Annotated in this window: 14 protein-coding genes and 1 pseudogene; 9 read left to right on the top strand and 6 right to left on the bottom strand. The window is 62.3% G+C overall.

The genetic code is table 11. The features are described from left to right. Nucleotides 1–2: 2 nt before the first annotated feature. From FYJ85_RS12235 to FYJ85_RS12205, 7 genes and pseudogenes are all read left to right on the top strand, one after another. Nucleotides 3–1,736, top strand: coding sequence for a proline--tRNA ligase (locus FYJ85_RS12235; protein ID WP_106053468.1), 1,734 nt, complete (start codon nt 3–5; stop codon nt 1,734–1,736). Nucleotides 1,737–1,757: 21 nt separating this feature from the next. After that, nucleotides 1,758–2,318 (top strand): annotated as a pseudogene (gene nifU, locus FYJ85_RS12230) (Fe-S cluster assembly protein NifU); the annotation flags it as partial. Between the two features lie 29 nt (nt 2,319–2,347). Beyond that, the gene (gene prfB, locus FYJ85_RS12225; protein ID WP_106055721.1) at nt 2,348–3,439 is read left to right on the top strand and encodes a peptide chain release factor 2; all 1,092 of its coding nucleotides are present in this window, start codon (nt 2,348–2,350) and stop codon (nt 3,437–3,439) included. A 17-nt stretch (nt 3,440–3,456) separates the two neighbouring features. Beyond that, complete coding sequence (locus tag FYJ85_RS12220) at nt 3,457–4,284, top strand: hypothetical protein (RefSeq protein ID WP_154418877.1); 828 nt, start codon at nt 3,457–3,459, stop codon at nt 4,282–4,284. A gap of 5 nt (nt 4,285–4,289) precedes the next feature. Then, nucleotides 4,290–5,369 carry a metallophosphoesterase family protein gene (locus FYJ85_RS12215; protein ID WP_154418875.1) on the top strand — a complete coding sequence of 360 codons (1,080 nt, stop codon included), beginning with the start codon at nt 4,290–4,292 and terminating at the stop codon, nt 5,367–5,369. Nucleotides 5,370–5,401: 32 nt separating this feature from the next. Further along, entirely contained in the window at nt 5,402–6,274 is an 873-nt protein-coding gene (locus FYJ85_RS12210; protein WP_154418873.1) for a helix-turn-helix transcriptional regulator, read from the top strand. A 90-nt stretch (nt 6,275–6,364) separates the two neighbouring features. Further along, entirely contained in the window at nt 6,365–8,635 is a 2,271-nt protein-coding gene (locus FYJ85_RS12205; RefSeq protein ID WP_206213150.1) for a pyruvate formate lyase family protein, read from the top strand. A 6-nt stretch (nt 8,636–8,641) separates the two neighbouring features. Here FYJ85_RS12205 and FYJ85_RS12200 read toward each other — a convergent pair whose 3' ends face one another. Continuing rightward, complete coding sequence (locus FYJ85_RS12200) at nt 8,642–9,433, bottom strand: polysaccharide deacetylase family protein (RefSeq protein WP_154418869.1); 792 nt, start codon at nt 9,431–9,433, stop codon at nt 8,642–8,644. A gap of 194 nt (nt 9,434–9,627) precedes the next feature. On the opposite strand from FYJ85_RS12200, the gene FYJ85_RS12195 reads away from it, so the two are divergent. Continuing rightward, on the top strand, nt 9,628–10,455 hold the full coding sequence (locus tag FYJ85_RS12195) for a lipopolysaccharide kinase InaA family protein (RefSeq protein WP_106053475.1): 828 nt from the start codon (nt 9,628–9,630) through the stop codon (nt 10,453–10,455). 190 nt (nt 10,456–10,645) lie between these two features. On the opposite strand, the gene FYJ85_RS23140 is transcribed toward FYJ85_RS12195, so the two are convergent. Continuing rightward, nucleotides 10,646–12,229, bottom strand: a complete 1,584-nt coding sequence (locus FYJ85_RS23140; protein ID WP_106053476.1) for a sodium-dependent transporter — start codon at nt 12,227–12,229, stop codon at nt 10,646–10,648. Nucleotides 12,230–12,383: 154 nt separating this feature from the next. On the opposite strand from FYJ85_RS23140, the gene FYJ85_RS12185 reads away from it, so the two are divergent. Next, nucleotides 12,384–12,785 (top strand): PaaI family thioesterase, encoded by a 402-nt coding sequence (locus tag FYJ85_RS12185; RefSeq protein ID WP_206213149.1) that lies wholly within the window; start codon nt 12,384–12,386, stop codon nt 12,783–12,785. Nucleotides 12,786–12,943: 158 nt separating this feature from the next. Here FYJ85_RS12185 and FYJ85_RS12180 read toward each other — a convergent pair whose 3' ends face one another. From FYJ85_RS12180 to rdgC, 4 genes are all read right to left on the bottom strand, one after another. Next, entirely contained in the window at nt 12,944–13,969 is a 1,026-nt protein-coding gene (locus tag FYJ85_RS12180) for a lactonase family protein (protein WP_154418867.1), read from the bottom strand. Nucleotides 13,970–14,055: 86 nt separating this feature from the next. Next, a complete protein-coding gene (gene tyrS / locus FYJ85_RS12175) occupies nt 14,056–15,351 on the bottom strand; it encodes a tyrosine--tRNA ligase (protein ID WP_206213148.1) in 1,296 nt (431 codons plus the stop codon). Between the two features lie 127 nt (nt 15,352–15,478). After that, the gene (trmB, locus tag FYJ85_RS12170) at nt 15,479–16,120 is read right to left on the bottom strand and encodes a tRNA (guanine(46)-N(7))-methyltransferase TrmB (RefSeq protein WP_235903184.1); all 642 of its coding nucleotides are present in this window, start codon (nt 16,118–16,120) and stop codon (nt 15,479–15,481) included. Then, nucleotides 16,110–17,210, bottom strand: coding sequence for a recombination-associated protein RdgC (gene rdgC / locus FYJ85_RS12165; protein WP_154418863.1), 1,101 nt, complete (start codon nt 17,208–17,210; stop codon nt 16,110–16,112). The genes trmB and rdgC overlap by 11 nt, the downstream gene beginning before the upstream one ends. Nucleotides 17,211–17,637 lie beyond the last annotated feature (427 nt).

Raw genomic sequence — 17,637 nt, 5'->3', positions numbered from 1 at the left:
ATATGAGAATGAGTCAACTGGTGGGGCGCCGGATCAAGGAAGATCCGAAAGACGCCAAGACGGTCAGTCACAAATTCCTGATCCGCGGCGGCTATGTCCGCCCGGTCTCCGCCGGGATCTATTCGCTGCTGCCGGTCGGCAAGCGGATCGTCGCGAAGATCGAGAAGATCATCCGCGAAGAGATGAACCGCGTCGACGGCCAGGAGGTCCTGATGCCGGTCGTGCTGCCCGCCGAGCTCTGGCAGGAGTCGGGCCGCTATGAATCGGTCGGTTCGGAGCTGCTGCGTTTCAAGGACCGCAACGACAAGCCGATGCTGCTTGCGATGACCCATGAAGAGGGCATCACCCATCTTGTCCGCACCGAGATCAACAGTTACAAGCAGCTGCCGGTCATGCTTTACCAGATCCAGACCAAATACCGCGACGAGGCGCGTCCGCGCGCCGGGCTGATCCGGGTCCGTGAATTCACGATGAAGGACGCCTACAGCTTCCACACCGACCAGGCGGATCTTGAGAAGTACTATGTCCGCTGCCACGAAGCTTATGTGCGGATCTTCCGCCGGCTCGGCATGAAGAACGTGCTGTCGATCGAGGCGAACTCCGGCATGATGGGCGGCAAGGTGTCGCACGAATTCATGGCGATCTGCGATTGCGGCGAGGATACGGTCATCACGAACTCCGACCATTCGTACCGCGCGAACCGCGAAATCGCGGTCGCGGCGTGGAAGTTCGACAAGGGCGAACCCCTGCCGCTCGAAAAGGTCCATACGCCCGGCGCCAAAACCATCGAGGAGGTGGCGGATTTTCTCGGTGTGAAAGCGGAGAACACCGGCAAGGCGGTCTTCTATCAGGACGCCCGCACCGGAGAACTCGTCTTCGTGCTGATCCGCGGCGACTTCGAAGTGAACGAAACCAAACTCGGCAACGCGGTGAGGATTCCGGAGCTGAAGTTCGCGGACGACGCGGCGATTCTCGCGGCCGGCGCGGTTCCGGGCTTTGCCAGTCCGGTCGGCATCGACGGGAAGAAGGTCCGAATCGTGATCGACCGCTCCGCCGCCGAATCCGGCAACCTCGTGGTCGGCGCGAACGAGACCGGTTACCACTATAAGAATTTCAACTTCGACCGGGACATGGCCGGAGCCGAGTGCCTGGTCGCCGACATCGCGACCGTGCGGGAAGGCGACCCCTGCCCGCTGACCGGCGAACCGCTGGTGTTCTCGCGCGGCATCGAAGTCGGCAACATCTTCCAGCTCGGCACGAAATACACCGAATCGATGCACTGCGAATACCTCGACCGCGACGGCAAGGCGCGGCCGATGGTCATGGGCTGCTACGGCATCGGCGTCGGCCGCGCGATGGCGGCGGTGATCGAGCAGTCGAGCGACGAATACGGCCCGATCTGGCCGCTGTCGATCGCGCCGTACCAGGTGCAGATCTGCGCCGTGAATCCGGGCAAAGACAACGTCGGAGAAGTGTGCGAAAAACTTTATGCCGACTTGCAAGCGGCCGGAATTGAAGTATTGTATGATGACCGCGGCGAAAAGGCCGGCTCGATGTTCAGCGACGCGGACCTGCTCGGAATCCCGTTCCGGCTGGTCGTCTCGCCGAAAACGCTGGCGGACGGGCAGGCGGAGTTCAAACTCCGCGGCAGCCGCGATGCGGAGCGGATCGCAGTCGAGGAGGCGATCCCCCTGCTGAAACGGAAAATCGAAGCAGAGAACGCAAAGTATCTCTGAAGAAAAGAGGAGGGTGGCAGCATGTGGAATTATACCGATAAAGTAATGGATCATTTTCTGCATCCCCGCAATGTCGGGGAGATCGAGAATCCGGACGGGGTCGGCGAGGTCGGCAACGCGGCCTGCGGCGACGCCTTGAAACTCACATTCAAGCTCGATGACCAGGGCCGTATCGCGGACGTGAAATTCAAGACTTTCGGCTGTGCGAGCGCGATCGCGTCGAGCTCGGCGCTGACCGAACTCGTGAAGGGCAAGACGCTCGACGAAGCAGCGAAAGTGACGAATCAGGAGATCGCCGAAATGCTCGGCGGCCTGCCCGAAGCGAAGATGCACTGCTCGGTCATGGGCATGGAAGCGCTGCAGAAGGCGATCAGCAACTACAAGGGCGAGGCCAGTCCGTTCGAGGATGACCACGAGCACGAGGGGCGCATCGTCTGCAACTGCTTCGGCGTGACCGACGTGAAGATCCTGAAGGTTGCGAAGGAGAACAATCTCCACAAGGCCGAGGACGTGACCCACTACTGCAAGGCGGGCGGCGCCTGCGGCGCGTGTCTCGACGACATCCAGCACCTGCTGGACGATATGTGGAAACTGGAGGCAGCCAAGAAATGATGAGCATCGACGAATTGCGTCAGGCGGAAGGCGAGCTCAAGAGCCGGATCGAGCATCTGCACGAGTTCCTGCACATCGACGACCGCAAAGCCGAGATGGCGGAACTTGAAGCGAAAATGTCCGCGCCGGATTTCTGGAACGACAAGGAGTCCGCGCAGAACACGGTCTCCCAGCTCTCCGCCTGCCGGAATTTGCTCGAGCCGTTCCGCAAGCTCGAGTCGGAGATCGAAGATTACTCGGTCGCCCTCGAGCTGGCCGGCGAGGACGAAGAGTTCCTCAAGGAGACCGAAATCGCCTACCGGAGACTGCTGAAGTCGCTGGACCGGATGGAGATCATGAGCTTTCTCTCCGGCAAGTTCGACCGGAACAACCTCTACTTCTCGGTGCATGCCGGTGCCGGCGGCACCGAGTCATGCGACTGGGCCAGCATGCTGCTGCGCATGTACCGCCGCTTCTTCGAACGGCGCGGCTGGAAGGACGAAGTCATCGACCTTCAGCCCGGCGAAGAGGCCGGCGTCAAAAGCGCGACGCTGCATGTGACGGGGGAATTCGCCTACGGCTATATGAAGGGGGAAAAGGGCGTGCACCGGCTGGTCCGCATCTCCCCGTTCGACAGCAACGCGCGGCGCCACACGAGTTTCGTCTCGGTCGACGTCTTCCCGGAGCTCGACGACGACATCGATATCGAGATCGATGAAACCCAGCTGCGGATCGACACCTACCGTTCGAGCGGCGCGGGCGGCCAGCACGTGAACACGACCGACTCGGCCATCCGCATCACCCACCTGCCGACCGGCATCGTGGTCTGCTGCCAGAACGAGCGTTCTCAGCATAAGAACCGCGCCACCGCGATGAAGATGCTGAAAGCCAAACTCTACGAATACGAAGAGGAGAAGCGCCGCAGCGAAGCCGACGCGATCCGCGGCGAAAAGATGGAGAACGGCTGGGGCAGCCAGATCCGCAGTTACGTGCTGCAGCCCTACCAGATGGTGAAGGACCTCCGTACCGAGGTCGAAACCAGCAACACGGCCGGCGTGCTCGACGGAGAGATCGACGAATTCATCGAAGCCTTCCTGAAAGCGAAAAAGTAAGGGAGCGCTGGGCCGGAATGAGAATCTACCGCTACTGGGTCGAAAAATACGGAGAGATCCGGATGCCGAACGGCGGCGTGCCGCAGCCGACCCGGGTGTACGGCTATTCGAACGAGTCGCCGGAAGAGGCCGGACGGCTGGCGGACCGGCTTCTCGCCGACGTGCAGAAACGGATCGACGGCGGCCGGGTCGACTGGGAGTACGACTCCAAGCCGATCCGCGAAGAGATCGTGCGGGAGCTGTCGCCGCAGAACATCGTCACGCGGAACCGGTACGGCGCAGAAGTGCTGAATTCGGAGAATCTGGTCTTCGTCGACATCGACGGTTTCCGGCCGGTGCCGCTGCTGGCCGGGCTCGGCCTTCTGCTGGCCGGCAGGCGGCGTCCGGCGCCGGAGGAGTGGGCGCTCGGCCTGATCCGGAAAGCCGCGGCGCGTCCCGAGTACGCCTCCTGCCTGATCCGGGTCTACCGGACCTGCGCCGGCTTCCGGCTGATCGTACAGGGGAAGGGCTTTACGCCGGGTTCGCCGGAAACACGGAAGCTCATGCGCCGGTTCGGCGCAGACTACCTCTATGCAACGCTCTGCGACGCCCAGAAGTGCTTCCGGGCGCGGCTGACGCCGAAGCCGTACCGCATCCGCCATCACGGCCGCAAATTCATCTGGCCGCGCCCGCCCGAACACGAAGAGGAGACGGCGGAGTGGCTCGCCGCCTACCGGCGGAAGTCCGAACCTTACGCGGTCTGCCGCTACATCGAAACCCTGAACGGAAACGCCAACGTCAGCGATCCCGTAATCCTGTTCCACGACGAAGCAACCCGCGCCCACAGCGGCGGAAAACTGGCTTGATTTTCATGAAACAATTCTGTCGGCACGTCCGGGAAAACACCGGAGCAAACGATCTTCTGTTCGGTTTCATCACCGATACGCACTTCGAAGAGAACAGCGACCTTCGCGGCTACGGCGCGAACTCCCTCGCCCATATGCGGAACTTCGCCGCGGCAGGGCGGGAATGCGGTGCCGCATTCCTGATCAATGCGGGCGACATGAGCAACGGCAACCGGCCGAGAAAGCAGACGCAGCGTGAAATCACGCTCTCCGCCGAAGCGATGCGCTCCGGCGGGCTGCCGGTCTGGTTCGCGCTCGGGAACCACGATGACAACACCTATTACTGCAAGGCCGAACCGGCCGATGCATCGAACGGCTTCAGCGGCGCGGAGTGGCAGGGCCTCGTCTATCCGGACGGCTTCCCGGCCGGAACCGTCGCGGCGCCCGGTGTCAGCAACTGTTTTTACGTCGACTTCCCGGCACAGAAGATCCGGCTGCTGATGCTGAACACGGTCGACCTGCCGTTTTCGCCGCGGCCGGACGGAACGCTCAAATACTACACGATCAACGACCACGGTTTTTCGAAGGCGCAACTCGAATTCGTCGCACATACGGCGCTGGACTTTTCGGAACTGCCCGGCTGGGGGCTGCTGGCGGTCAGTCATATGAGCCTCGGCTTCCTGCCGAACGGCGAAATCATGGTGAAACTGCTGAATGCGTTCCGGACCGGACGGAGTTATCGCTCCTCCGCCGCGGACGTGAAGGAGTGTCCGTTCCGATTCGACCGCCATCCGTGCTTCCCGTCGCCGGCCGATCCGGCCGACCTCGTCCATACGGTCGAAGCGGACTTCACCCGGCAGGGGCCGCGCGACTTCATCGCGCACCTGTACGGACACGAACATTTCGACGAGGTCCGGACCGGGCGCGGCTTTACGGAGATCAGCTTCCTCTCCTCGCTCTGTTACCAGAACGAAACCTTCGCCCCGAAGCGCGAATTCGGGACGGAGAGCGAAGACGCCTGGAGCATGGTTTCGATCGACCGCGCAGCGCGCCGGATCAAGGTGTTCCGCCGCGGCGCGGGAGAAGATTTTTCCGCCGCCTACTGACCACCGTCCCCAACCGGAGGAGAAGGAGAAACGTGAACGGGCAGCGATTCATTTCCACTCCGGTTCCGGCCGCGCCGCAGCCCTGTTCCCCGTGGCTGCGGCTCGCCCACGATTTCCCCGTGGAGGATTCGGTTCGGCTCTTTGCGCAGCCCTGCCTCGGCGACCATGCGCTGCACTATTTCCGGGAGGGCTCCGGCAGCTATGAACTGCGCGGCGAAACCGTTCCGATCCGGCCCGGAATGCTCTTTTTCGTACGCCCCGGCGAAGGTTACCGCTTTACGCTCGACCCCGGCGTGCGGGTGCGGATGTACAACCTGCATTTCGACCTGCGGGAAAACGAACGGTCGTACCGTCCCTTTCCGGTGCCTCCCGAAGCGTGCCGCAATCAGGAGAAGTACCCCGAAACACTGCCGCCGTACCAGCAGCTCGCCAACCGTCCGGCCTACGAGCAGTGCTTCCTGCGGCTGCTTGATGCGGCTTCACGAATCGGCGTCGAAGCCGAACTCGAACGGAAGTCGGAACTGCTGAAGCTCTTCGCCGTCCTGCACCGCAACCTGTCTCTGTCGCCGGGGCGGGCGACCGGCGAATTCCACCGCCGGGCGGTCGAAGCTGCCATCGCAGAGCTGTCGAAACATCTGTCCGGAAATCTCCGCATCAGCGAACTCGCTTCGCGGGTCGGCGTCAGCCGCGCCCTGCTCTGCCGCATCTTCCGCGAAGCGACCGGGGAGAGCATTCAGCGCTATTTCGTCGAGCGGAAGCTTCAGGCGGCGAAATCCGACCTGCTTTACTCCCGGCTCGAAATCAAGGAGATCGCCGCGAAATACGGCTTTGCGGATGTTCCCCACTTCACACGCCGCTTCCGCCAGATCACCGGAACGACACCGGGCCAGATTCGCAAAAAATAGACGAACAGACAAGAATCTGGCATTTTCGCCAAAGAAATTTCCAGGTTGCCGCGGTATTCTATCATTGCACACAAAACCATGGAGGTTGCAATGAATCCGCGTCAACAGCTTCTTCTCCGGAAAATCAAAGAGAGAAACGGCTCCTTCCCGTCCGCGCCCAATCCGATGCTCCGCGACGCGGCACGCTTTCTCGCCTTCACGCCGGAGCGTTCGCTCAGCCAGATTCGCGCCATGACCATATACGAATCGGCAAAACTTATGCCGCTCGCCTTCGACCCGGATTCCCTGCTGGCGGGCGAGCACTTCAACCACTTCTTCGGAGACGACCGGGACGGCGGCGACGAGGAGAAGCAGCGGCAACTGGATGAACTCGGCGACTTCCGGCTCGCGGAGCTCCGCGAAACCGCCCGGCAGCTGCGAAGCTGCCGTTCCGCCGTCTCCCCCGGCGAAAGCACACCGGGAAGCCGGACCGGCATGGCCGGCGGCTGGCCCGCCCTCCCCGCCGGAACCGGCGGAGCAGCGCCGGTCTTCACCGCAGTCGGCTGGGTCGAAAACCACTCGGTCCGCGACTACGGCTTCCTGCTCAAGCATGGTTTCGGCGGGCTCCGGCGCCTGGCCGAACGGCAGCTCGAACGTTTTCCGCTCCACAATTGCGACTATGTCCGCCGCGAGAACTTCCTGCGTGCCGCCCTGGCGGTCTGCGACGCGGGACTCCTGTTCGGACGTCGCCACGCCGAGCTTGCCCGCCAGGCCGGAGCTGCCGAAACCGCCCGGAACTGCCTCGCGGTCGAAACCGGCGCAAAAAGCTTTCCGCAGGCGGTCCAGCTGCTCTGGCTCGGCCACCTGATCGCCTGCGCGGACGACGGCATCAACGCGAACTCGATCGGGCGGCTCGACCGGCTGCTCCAGCCCTATTACGAACATGACCGGGCGCAAAACCTCATCACGCGGGAGGAGGCGGTCGGCTGGATGATCGAACTCGCCGTCAGGCTCTACCTGCCCTACGACGTACAGGCGATCACGCTCGGCGGAGTCGATGCAGACGGGAAGCCGGCGCTCTGCGAAATGAGCCGGATCATCCTCGAAGCGACCGAACGGTTCGGGGAAATCCGCGACCTGTCGGTCCGGATCACCTCACAAACGCCGGACGATTTTCTCATGCAGTGTGCGAAACTCGTGCTGAAGGGCGGCGGCATCCCGTTCTTCTTCAACGACGACTGCTTTATCCCGGCGCTTGCGAACCGCGGCGTCGCGCCGGAGGACGCCCGCAATTACGCGCCGATCGGCTGCGTCGAACTGACCATTCCGGGCAAAGCGAACAGCCATGCGGTTTCTGGTTGGTTCAACCTGCTCCGCGTTCTCGAACTGACCCTCTTCGGAGGCTGCGATCCCCGGACCGGGGAACGGCTGCTGCCGGAGTCGCCGGACCTGGCCGGCATCGGCTCCTGGGACGAGCTGATGCGCAGGCTTGAACAAAACATCGAATATATGGCGTCACGCATGGTCTACCACTGCCGGCGCGAGGAGCGGAACCAGCGCCTCTTCGGCTCGCTGCCGGCCTTTTCGCTGCTGACCCCGTCCTGCCTCGAACGCGGGCGCGACATCACCGACGGCGGCGCGGAATACAACTGGCACTCCATCTGCCTGCTCGGCGTGCCGGACACGGCCGACAGCCTGGCCGTCCTGAAGCGGCAGGTGTTCGAATCGCGGCAGCTTCCGGCCGAAGTCCTGCTCGATGCCCTGAAACACGATTTCTCCGGCGGTGAAGCCCTGCGCGGCCAGCTGCTGGCCGGAACGCCGAAGTACGGCAACGGCGACGACGAAACCGACCGGATCGCCGCGGAGCTGTCGCGCAGCTTCATCGCGCTCATGGACCGCTGGAGCGAAAAGGGGAACCGTCTTTTCGTGCATCTGTTCAGCTTCTACAACAACGTCTATTTCGGCGAAGCCGTCGGCGCCATGCCGGACGGGCGGCGGGCGGGGGAACCGCTCGCCTACTCGCTTTCGCCGCATCAGGGACGCGACCGGGAAGGGGTCACCATGCTGCTGCGGTCGCTCGCGAAGCAGCCGCACCGCGAAGCCGGCGGCGCATCGGCCGCGATCATCGACCTGCACCCGAGCCTGTTCGAGGGTTCAAACGGTGCCGGGCGCTTCATCGCGCTGCTCAGAAGCGCGCTGGCCATGGGCGTCGGGCAGATGCAGTGGAACGTCGTCTCGGCCGAACGGCTCGAACAGGCGAAGCGGGACCCGGAGCATTACGGCAACATCCCGGTCCGGGTCGCGGGCTACTCCCAGCTGTTCAGGCTGATTCCGCCCGAGATCCAGGACCACCTGATCGCCCGCACCAAGCACCGCGCCTGACGGAGATCAGCCGAGCGTCAGCGTCTCGCCGGGACGGATCACGCCGTCCTTTCCGTCGCAGGTGTACCAGACGGCCGTGGCGGACGGGTTCAAAACCATGCGCCCGTCGGCGGAGGTGACGAGGCTCCGGATCGCCGTAAGGTAGCGCCAGACCTCGATATTCGTCGCGTACCAGACGTTCGGAAGATTCGCCATCATGCGGCAGAACTCTTCGATGTCGCACCAGTTGTTGTCGTTGTCGAACTCGTAGGCGTGTCCCCAGATGTACAGGAGCGCGAGCGGATAACGGTCGTTCTGGCGGAAGGCGTCCCCCTTCTCGAGCATTTCGCGGTGGTGGCAGGTCGCATCCCAGGCCATGAACTCCTGCGGGATGCCGAAGCCGCCGCTGGTCCGCGTCGAACGCGAGTAGACGATCCCGCAGCTCTTCGCAATGTCGATGACTTCACTGTTCCAGGTGCCGAACGGATACGACATGCCGATGACCGGATAGCCGCAGAGCTCCTCGAGCCGCCGGCGGTCCTCGTAAATCTCGCGGGCGACTTCGGTGCGCGGCAGCCGTTCGAGGAACGGATGGCTCACGGTGTGGCACGACACCTCGTGGCCGGCGTAAAGCGTCTTCACTTCGGACGAAGCGACGCGGTTGCCGGAGTCGAGAATACCCGAGTTGATATGGAACGTTCCCCTGATTCCGTTCGTATTGAAGAGTCCGATCAGGCGGCGGTCCTGTACGACGCCGTCGTCATAGCTCATGGTGAGCGCCTTAAGCTTTCCCTCCGGATACAAAAAACGAATTCCCATTTCTCTGCCTTTCTGTTTGCGGAATTGCGCACTCCTTAGTATACCGTGACCCCGGCGGAATTGCAAGAGCGTTTTTCGGCCGGAATCCGGGAAATTGTCCGCTCAAACAGCGTCCCCGACTTGATTTTTATGAAAATTCGATTAAATTCAGATGAACAATAATTAATTTTCAGGCGGGATCAGAAAGGGATCGCATGATTCGAGAGTCAGGCAACCTCAATCCCGGGCAGTTGAAACGCCGGGCTCTCTCCGAAATGCACATCCGTTTCGGTTCGAGCTGGTTTCACTCGGAGCCCGGATTTCAGGCGGTGAAAAAAGCGTTTTTCGAGGCGCCGGAGCTGTTCGCCGGCGGCGAGGTGATCTGGAAAACCCGCAACAAAGCGGTCCGCAAAGTTACGCTCCCGGCCGAATACGGCGGCATCACGCTGGCCTTCAAGGACTACGCCGGCATCAAGCCGCTGCGCTATGCGCTGCGCTGTTCGAAAACCGCGCTCGAAGCGGCGAACTACCGGGCCTTCACCGCGCTCGGCATCCCGATGGCAACGCTGCTTTTCGCAGGAGATGACCGAAGGAATTTCCGCCTGAACCGTTCGTTTCTCGCCACCCGGTTCGCGGAGGGCTACGTCGACGGACGGGAGTTCCTGCCCGGCGGCAGCCTGCGCGGAACGCCCGAACAGAAGGAGTTCATCGACCGGAATCTGGTCTACGTCGCGGGGCTCCATTCGATTCACTGCTTCCACAAGGCGGTCCGGGTGTTCAACTTCCTCTGGAAACCGCTCGGGGACGGAAAAATCGACATCGTCTGGATCGACGTCGCCAGTTGCCGTTTTCTGTCGGTTCCGGGCTGTGTGTTCAGGAAATATATGGTGAAAGACCTCGCTATGTTCTTCCGCGATCTCGAACTCCCCGACGAGGAGTTGCGCAATGCGCTCGAAAACTACCGGAAACACAACCCGAACTGTGCGCTCTCCGGCAACGGGCTCTTCGAAGCGGTCCGGGCCGAAGCGGCCCGGCCGCGCTGAAATCCGCATACGCAGCACCGTTTACAGCTCCAGCAGCATCCCGTCACAGGCGATGACCAGACGGCCCCCGAAACGGTTCACCAGCTCCGGATGGGGCGGAACCGCGGCATGGGAGAAGTGAAGGCCGATCCGGGGGACGGAAGAACCTGTCGCCCTTCCCCGGTGCGGAACAGCCGGCCGCCCGGCTTCGTTACGCAGTGATGACCTGAATGAAGATGGTCGCCATGATGACCGGCGCGACGTAACGGACGAGGAGCCCCCAGAGCGTCAGGACGGTCAGACCGGAATTGGCGGAGTCCATATACCGCGGCTCGCCGCGGAAACCGGAGAGCAGCGTGATGAGGTTCTCGTCCGCAAACCCGTGCGTTCCCTCGCGAAGCTCGCGGCCCGCCTTGCGCGCGCCCCAGATCCAGCCGACGAAAATCACGGTCAGCAGCCCGAGCAGCGGCAGCATCCAGTTGGAGGTCAGCTTGTCGAGCAGGTCGAACCAGGAGCCGGTCCGGACGTTGAACACGTTCCGGACGAACCGGTCCACGCCGGGCAGATTGTCCCAGTGGTTCGTGCTGTAACAGGTCAGGAACCCGAGCAGCGTGATGCCGGCGTAGGTGCAGAGCACGGTCGGCACGCGCCGGAACTTGAACTGGTCCATCAGGAAAGTCACGCCGCTTTCGAGCAGCGCCGCCGCGCTGGTCAGTGCCGCAATGGTCATCATGAGGAAGAAGAGTCCGGCCCAGACCCAGCCCATGCCGCCCGGAATCCGGTAGAAAGTGGCCGGCAGCACGTTGAAAATCAGCCCCGGCCCGGCATCCGGTGCGAGCTGCATGGCGAAGACGGCCGGAAAAATCGCGAGCCCTCCGAGCAGCGCGGCCGCAGTGTCGAGCGCGACGACCCAGACCGCCGTGGAGAAGATGTTCTCATCCTTGCGCAGATAGCTGCCGTAGGTGATGGTGATGCCCATGGCCAGGCTCAGCGAGTAGAAAGCGTGGCCGAGCGCTTCCAGGACACCCGCCGTACTGAGTTTCGAGAAATCCGGATTCAGGAAGAAGCGGATGCCCTCCCGCGCGCCGGGCAGCGTCACGCCGCGCACGATCACGGCAAGCAGCAGGAAGAGCAGAAGCGGCATAAGCACCTTCGAGCAGCGTTCGATCCCCTTCCGGATGCCGAAGATGATCATGCCGGCAGTCATGGTCATGAAGATGACCAGTTCAAGAGCGATGCGGCCCGGCTCCGTATCCTGGTAATTGCGGAACACCTCCGCCGCCTCGGAAACCTGCGTGAAATGGAGTCCGCCGGAAAAGGAACGATAGACGTAATCGACGATCCAGGCGCCGACCACCGCGTAATACGACAGAATGATCATCGCCGTGATGAGCGACAGCAGCCCGACCGCCGCGAAACCGAGCCACAGGAAAAGCAGCGCGGCGCCGAAGAGAACCGCCGCGAAGCCGTAATGTCCCGCCCCCGCCAGCGACAGCGACCCGAGCAGCAGCAGGACCGCAATGGCGTCCGCCATCCGGGAACGCTTGACCTGAAGGGCTTTGAACGCCCCGTACGGATTGCGCCCGGTCTTGCGCCCGATCGCAATCTCACAGAGCATCAGCGGCAGCCCGAAGAGCAGGATGCAGCCGAGATAAACCAGCACGAACGCGCCTCCCCCGTTCATGCCCGTGATATACGGAAACTTCCAGATGTTGCCGAGTCCGATGGCGGACCCGGCGGCGGCGAGAACGAAACCGAGTTTGCCGCTCCAACTTTCGCGCGTCTCCGTATCCATTGCGTCGCTTTCCTGAGTTATGGGTTCAACAATAAAAATCCCGATACTATACCACCGGCGGCGGCGCTTTTCAATTTTCTCCGAATCTTTTTTGCAGATAGTTCCGCCGCGGTGTATAGTAAGCGGACAGTCAACTCAGGAGGAGGACTCTGATATGGAAATGGATGCTCTGAAGGCTCTGCTCAACAACGACGACCGATTCTGCCGCTACAACGGCATGCGGATCGACGTCCTGCGCCTCGGATATGCGGAGGCGGTGATGGACATCACCGAAAATTCCCTGAACGGCCTCGGCATTGCGCAGGGAGGCTCGATCTTCACCCTCGCCGACCTCGCGTTTGCCGGGGCGGCCAATTCGCACGGCTTCCGTACCGTCGGTTTGAATTCGAACATCAACTTCATCCGTCCCGGCGTGGGCAGGCAACTGCGCGCCAAGGCGACGGAGGTCAGCCGCGGCCGCCGCACCTGCGTCTACCGCGTCGAGGTCTTCAATGATGACGGCAAAATCGTCGCCCACGGCAGCTCAACCGGCTTCATCACCGAAGAAAAATTTTAAGAATCTGCCGACGAATCAACCGAACACGCCGCAGGAACCGGAAAGGGCACCCGCCCTCTGTCCCCGGGCACAGGGCGCCGGACCGGCCTGACGCTGTCCGCCCGGCACGGATAAGAGGCCGGGCGGAAATCAGACAGTTCGTGCCGCGTCGCCGCGCTTCACCAGAAGATGTGGAGCGGACGGGGCAGCCGCAGCACACACCCGTTCGGCGTCAGCCTGCCGCGGCCGTCGCAGTCGAAGAAAAACACAGTATCGGAGAATTCGTTCGCCGCGCCGAACCACCGGCAGCCGGGCAGGAAGTTGATGTCGCGCGGACTCGAGCCGCCCGAAAGCACCAGATCGAACGGCTTCATGCCGCCCTTTCCGTCGAGCTCGTAAACCGCAATCGAATCGTAGCCGCGGTTCGAAACGAAGAGAAACCGCTCGTCCTGCGAAAGCCGGATGGCGGCGACCTTCGTCGCCCCTTCCTGAAAGCGCGGCAGCGTGGTGACCTTGCCGATGACCGTGAAAACCCCGTCGTCATAGGTCAGCGAAGTCACGCTGTTGCCGAGCTCATTGGCCAGATAGGCGATCCGTCCGGACCGGTCGAAGACCAGATGGCGCGGCCCGTCGCCGGGCGTCATTTTCGACACCTTCGGGTTTGCGGCGTCGATTCCCCGACCGGGGTCGAGCCGGTACGCATACAGCGCATCGACGCCGAGGTCGATAACCACAAGATACTTCCCGTCCGGCGTCATATTCGTGAAATGGGTGTGCGGCCCCTCCTGCCGCGAGACGTTCGGCCCGCGGCCCTCGTGGCGGACCAGCTGCGTCCGTTCGACGATCCGGCCGTCCCCGTCGAGCCGGAATTCCGAAAAGTCCCCGGTCGAATAGTTCGCGCAGTACAGGAACTCCCCGGCCGGATCGGTGATGACGTAGCAGGCGGATTTCCCGCCCGAAGCCATGCTGCTCAGAAACGTGAGCGCGCCGTCCTCGCCGACCGCATACGACGCGACGCCGCCCTGCCCGTCGATGATGCAGGTCGAAAACATGAATTTACGGTCCGGCGAAAAAGCCAGATAGTTCACCCCCGGCATCGGCGTGAAGCCGACCTGTTCCGGAACGGCATTCTCCCGCATCCGGTAACGGTAGATTCCGCCTTCCGGCTTCTCCGACATTGCTGCGATATAAAACTGCGGCGTCATTTCGGTACTCCTTCCCCGTTTCAAGCCCGGACAAAGAGAACGGCGGGAACGGGAAACCGGCCGGCGCCGCCTCTCTGCCGCATACCTTACTGTTCGAGAACCACCCGGCGGAAATTCTTTTTGCCGGCCCGCAGAACGAACGAACCGTCCGCAAAATTCTCCCGCGTGATCTTCGCATTCACATCGGTCACCTTCACATCGTCAATGCTGACCGCACCGCCCTGAATCAGACGGCGGCCGTCGCTGTTGGTTTTGCACAGTCCCGCCAGCACCAGAAGCTTCGGGATCGAAAGCCCGGCCGGGTCGTCGAGCTCCGCCGCCGTCACCGCCGCGGTCGGCAGCTCGGCCTGCACCGAACTGCGGTCGACCTTCGCAATGCCGCTCGTCGTCTGAACTCTGCATTCGGGGTCCGCGAAACCGAAGCGGGTGCCGGCGGTCACAAACGCCTCGCGCGCCGCCTCTTCGCCGTGGGCGAGGCAGGTCGCCTCATACGCGAGAATCTCCTTCGCGCGGTTGATGTTGCCGGCCGGATCGCAGATCCGCCTGATCTCGTCGACCGGAAGCGGGCTGAAGTAAAGCATGAGCTTCTCGACCTGCGAATCGTCGGAATTCCGCCAGAACTGGTAGTAGTCGAACACGCTCGTGCGATTCACGTCGAGCCAGACGTTGTTTCCGCCGGCGGTCTTGCCGAACTTCTCGCCGTTGCTGTCCATCAGCAGCGGAATGGTCATGCAGTGAACCTCCCGGCCGAGTTTGCGCCGGATCAGCTCCGTCCCCGCAACCATATTGCCCCACTGGTCCTGGCCGCCCATCTCGAGCTTGCAGCCGAAATCGCGGTTCAGCACCATGAAGTCGTACGCCTGCAGAATCGAGTAGTTGAATTCGAGGAAGGTCAGCCCGTCCTCAAGGCGCGACTTGACCGATTCCTGCGCCATCATGCGGTTCACGCTGAAAATGGTTCCGACCTCGCGCAGCATATCGATATAGCCGATCTTGCAGAGCCAGTCCGCATTGTTCACGAAATGCGCTTCACCGTTCTCGGTTCTGATGAAACGCGAAAGCTGCTTCTGCAGACAGGCGACATTTTCGGCGATGGTTTCGAGCGTCATCATCGGTCGCGCAGTCTTCTTGCCGGAGGGGTCCCCGATACGGGCGGTCGCGCCGCCGACCAGCACGATCGGAATATGCCCGGCCTTCTGCATGAGGCGCATGGCCATGACCGGCAGCAGATGGCCGACATGAAGACTGTTCCCGGTCGGATCGAACCCCACATAGAACTTGACCCGCTCGGTGCTCAGAAGTTTCTCGATCGCTTCTTCGTCGGTCTGCTGGTAGCAGAAACCGCGTGCCTTCAGTTCCTGAAAAATGTTCATCGTATCCATCTATTTCCGTTAAACGTTGCCCCGACGCCGGACGGGGATAAGGACTTTACTATAACCCATTCTCGCCAAAGTGCAACAGCCGGGGGGCAAGAAAGGCGGGAAAAAGCCTCCTCGCCGCCCGCCGCCGTCAATGGCCGATCGTGTGCGCCAGGCGCGGAATGCGCCGGCAGGCGATATGATGCACCGGCTTGCCTTCGTCATTCCATCGCTGCTCGAAATCGCTCCGGATTCCGGCCAGGTCGGCGATCGCCTCCGGCGCTTCGACGAAAAGCCCCGAAGAGGCCAGGACGCCGCGCACGGCCGTGTAATACGGTTCGTCATCGCTCGAAAAGTGAAAAATCCCGTCCTTTTTCAACACCCTATGCAACTGCGAAACAAAATCGCTGGTCAGCAGCCGGTGGCCGCTGTGCCGCCCCTTCGGCCACGGGTCCGGGCAGAGCAGATGCAGCCGGTCGACCGATTCATCCGGCAGCATGAAAGCAACCAGATGGCGCGCCTCGGTCCGCAATATGGTCATGTTTCCGATTCCCATGCGGCGGCAGCGCTTCACAAGCTTGCGCAGCCGCCCGACCATGACGTCGGCCGCCAGGATCTTCCGCTCCGGATAACGCTTCGCAAGTTCGGCCGTGTAGGAGCCGACTCCGCAGCCGAGGTCGAGTTCGACAACCGCCGCGGCGGCGAGCTCCTCCGCCGGATACAGCTCCCAGGTTCCGGTGAAAAAGCGGATCTCCGCATCTTCGGGGTGGTTTCCGATCCGGTCAGATGGCATCACGGTTCTTCGCCCATTCACGGATTTCATTTTCAAACTTCGGGAATTCGAGCCCCATCATGGTCTCGGCGAACTTCCTGAAATAGAGCGTCATCGCTTCGCGGAACACAATGAGGTTCTGCACGCGCTCGGCAAAGATCTCATCCTCGTTGGTCAGCGCATCGCCTTCCGGCAGCTTGAACGAGCCGAACGCGAACTGGTCCGCATCAAAGGTGCCGCTCCAGACCTGCTTCTCGCGGGTCAGGCTCAGCTTCGCCTTCTTGAGCTTCTTGCCGACCGCAACCGCGGCCTTCGCCTCGGCGCTGCGAAGCGGGGAGTCGCCCTTCTTGACCGTGGTTTCGCCGGCGCCCTTCGCCTCGCCCTCGTCCGCAAAGGTCAGCGGTCCTTCGATCAGGATGTCGAATTCGCCGTACTGCGGATGCTGGAGCTTGCCGATCGTCTCGCTGTAAAACCAGAGCCACATCAGGAAATCGCGGCCGATCGCCGGCTCCGCGCCGCTCCCGGGCAAATTCGCGATATTCAGTACGGGGAAAGTCGCCTCGGTGATCTGGAACGCCCGTTCCAGCATGAGCCCCGGCGTCAGTTGCAGAGGCTCGAGCTTCGTCGCCTGAAAAAAGTTGTCGATGAAAAGATCGATCTGGGTCCGGCTCGTGGCGCCGACGAAAAGCAGTTTCTCATTCGGATCGAGCACCATCGGAATCCCGGAAAGCGCCGGCGGCATCTTCTGGATATGCTTCTCAAGCGCCTCCTCACGGATCTGCTTCTTCATCTTGGCCGACACATATTCGAGCTCGTTGGCCCTCATGTAGGCCTGTTCCTCGCGCTTGCAGATCGCGTTCAGCAGCGCCCCCGGCATCTTGCGGACCGCCTGGCGCAGCGTCAGGAAGTAGCAGCCGCCGAGCTGCGCCGACGCTTCGTCGATCGTCGTATCGAGCAGGTGATGACCGGTCACCCAGCCGAACTGCGGCTCCGAATCGACCGAATCGAGCGGACCGGCCTTTTTCGCGGCGAACAGCCCGAGCAGATCCTCCGGCAGCTCCCCGCTGAGTTCAAACATTGAAAAAGTCACACTACCGCGTTCAAATGGCATAAATCCGTATCCTTTCAGCGCCGCACCGGCGCACTGTATTCGTTACTGCCGCACGTGCGGCTGCATCCTGTAATAATTTCCGCCGAGTTCGAAGGTTGCGAACTCCGCCGCCTTGCGCGGATCGAAGAATCCGGCGACGAAAAGATCGAGGTAGGCAGCCTTGCGGGCCAGGTCGATCCGGCCCGAAAGGCCGCCGTCCTTCAACGGCAGCACCCAGGCGAAAAATCCGGCCTCGGACGGGTTCACCCGCCACTCGCCGCGCGGCTCGAGCCCGAGCTTCTCCGCAAAATCAAGCGCGAATTTCCGCAGCGCCTCCGAACTGCCGATCCACGGCGCCCGGCATTCGTAGATGTCGATCGACGCCGACAGCGCATGCGCCCGGCTCGACAGGAACCGCTCCTCCCACGACAGCGAGAAACGGCAGTTC

Source organism: Victivallis lenta (assembly GCF_009695545.1).
In the GTDB taxonomy this organism is placed as follows: Bacteria; Verrucomicrobiota; Lentisphaeria; order Victivallales; family Victivallaceae; genus Victivallis; species Victivallis lenta.
Note: the sequence above shows the minus strand (reverse complement) of the source record. Positions and strands in the feature narration are given on the sequence as shown.

What these genes read in the sequence shown, in the direction of transcription:
- FYJ85_RS12215 (WP_154418875.1), top strand. Translation starts at nt 4,290, where the DNA reads ATGAAACAATTCTGTCGGCACGTCCGGGAAAACACCGGAGCAAACGAT.
- FYJ85_RS12220 (WP_154418877.1), top strand. Translation starts at nt 3,457, where the DNA reads ATGAGAATCTACCGCTACTGGGTCGAAAAATACGGAGAGATCCGGATG.
- tyrS (WP_206213148.1), bottom strand. Translation starts at nt 15,351, where the DNA reads ATGGATACGATGAACATTTTTCAGGAACTGAAGGCACGCGGTTTCTGC.
- FYJ85_RS23140 (WP_106053476.1), bottom strand. Translation starts at nt 12,229, where the DNA reads ATGGATACGGAGACGCGCGAAAGTTGGAGCGGCAAACTCGGTTTCGTT.
- FYJ85_RS12205 (WP_206213150.1), top strand. Translation starts at nt 6,365, where the DNA reads ATGAATCCGCGTCAACAGCTTCTTCTCCGGAAAATCAAAGAGAGAAAC.
- FYJ85_RS12195 (WP_106053475.1), top strand. Translation starts at nt 9,628, where the DNA reads ATGATTCGAGAGTCAGGCAACCTCAATCCCGGGCAGTTGAAACGCCGG.
- prfB (WP_106055721.1), top strand. Translation starts at nt 2,348, where the DNA reads ATGAGCATCGACGAATTGCGTCAGGCGGAAGGCGAGCTCAAGAGCCGG.
- FYJ85_RS12180 (WP_154418867.1), bottom strand. Translation starts at nt 13,969, where the DNA reads ATGACGCCGCAGTTTTATATCGCAGCAATGTCGGAGAAGCCGGAAGGC.
- trmB (WP_235903184.1), bottom strand. Translation starts at nt 16,120, where the DNA reads ATGCCATCTGACCGGATCGGAAACCACCCCGAAGATGCGGAGATCCGC.
- FYJ85_RS12200 (WP_154418869.1), bottom strand. Translation starts at nt 9,433, where the DNA reads ATGGGAATTCGTTTTTTGTATCCGGAGGGAAAGCTTAAGGCGCTCACC.
- rdgC (WP_154418863.1), bottom strand. Translation starts at nt 17,210, where the DNA reads ATGCCATTTGAACGCGGTAGTGTGACTTTTTCAATGTTTGAACTCAGC.
- FYJ85_RS12235 (WP_106053468.1), top strand. Translation starts at nt 3, where the DNA reads ATGAGAATGAGTCAACTGGTGGGGCGCCGGATCAAGGAAGATCCGAAA.
- FYJ85_RS12185 (WP_206213149.1), top strand. Translation starts at nt 12,384, where the DNA reads ATGGAAATGGATGCTCTGAAGGCTCTGCTCAACAACGACGACCGATTC.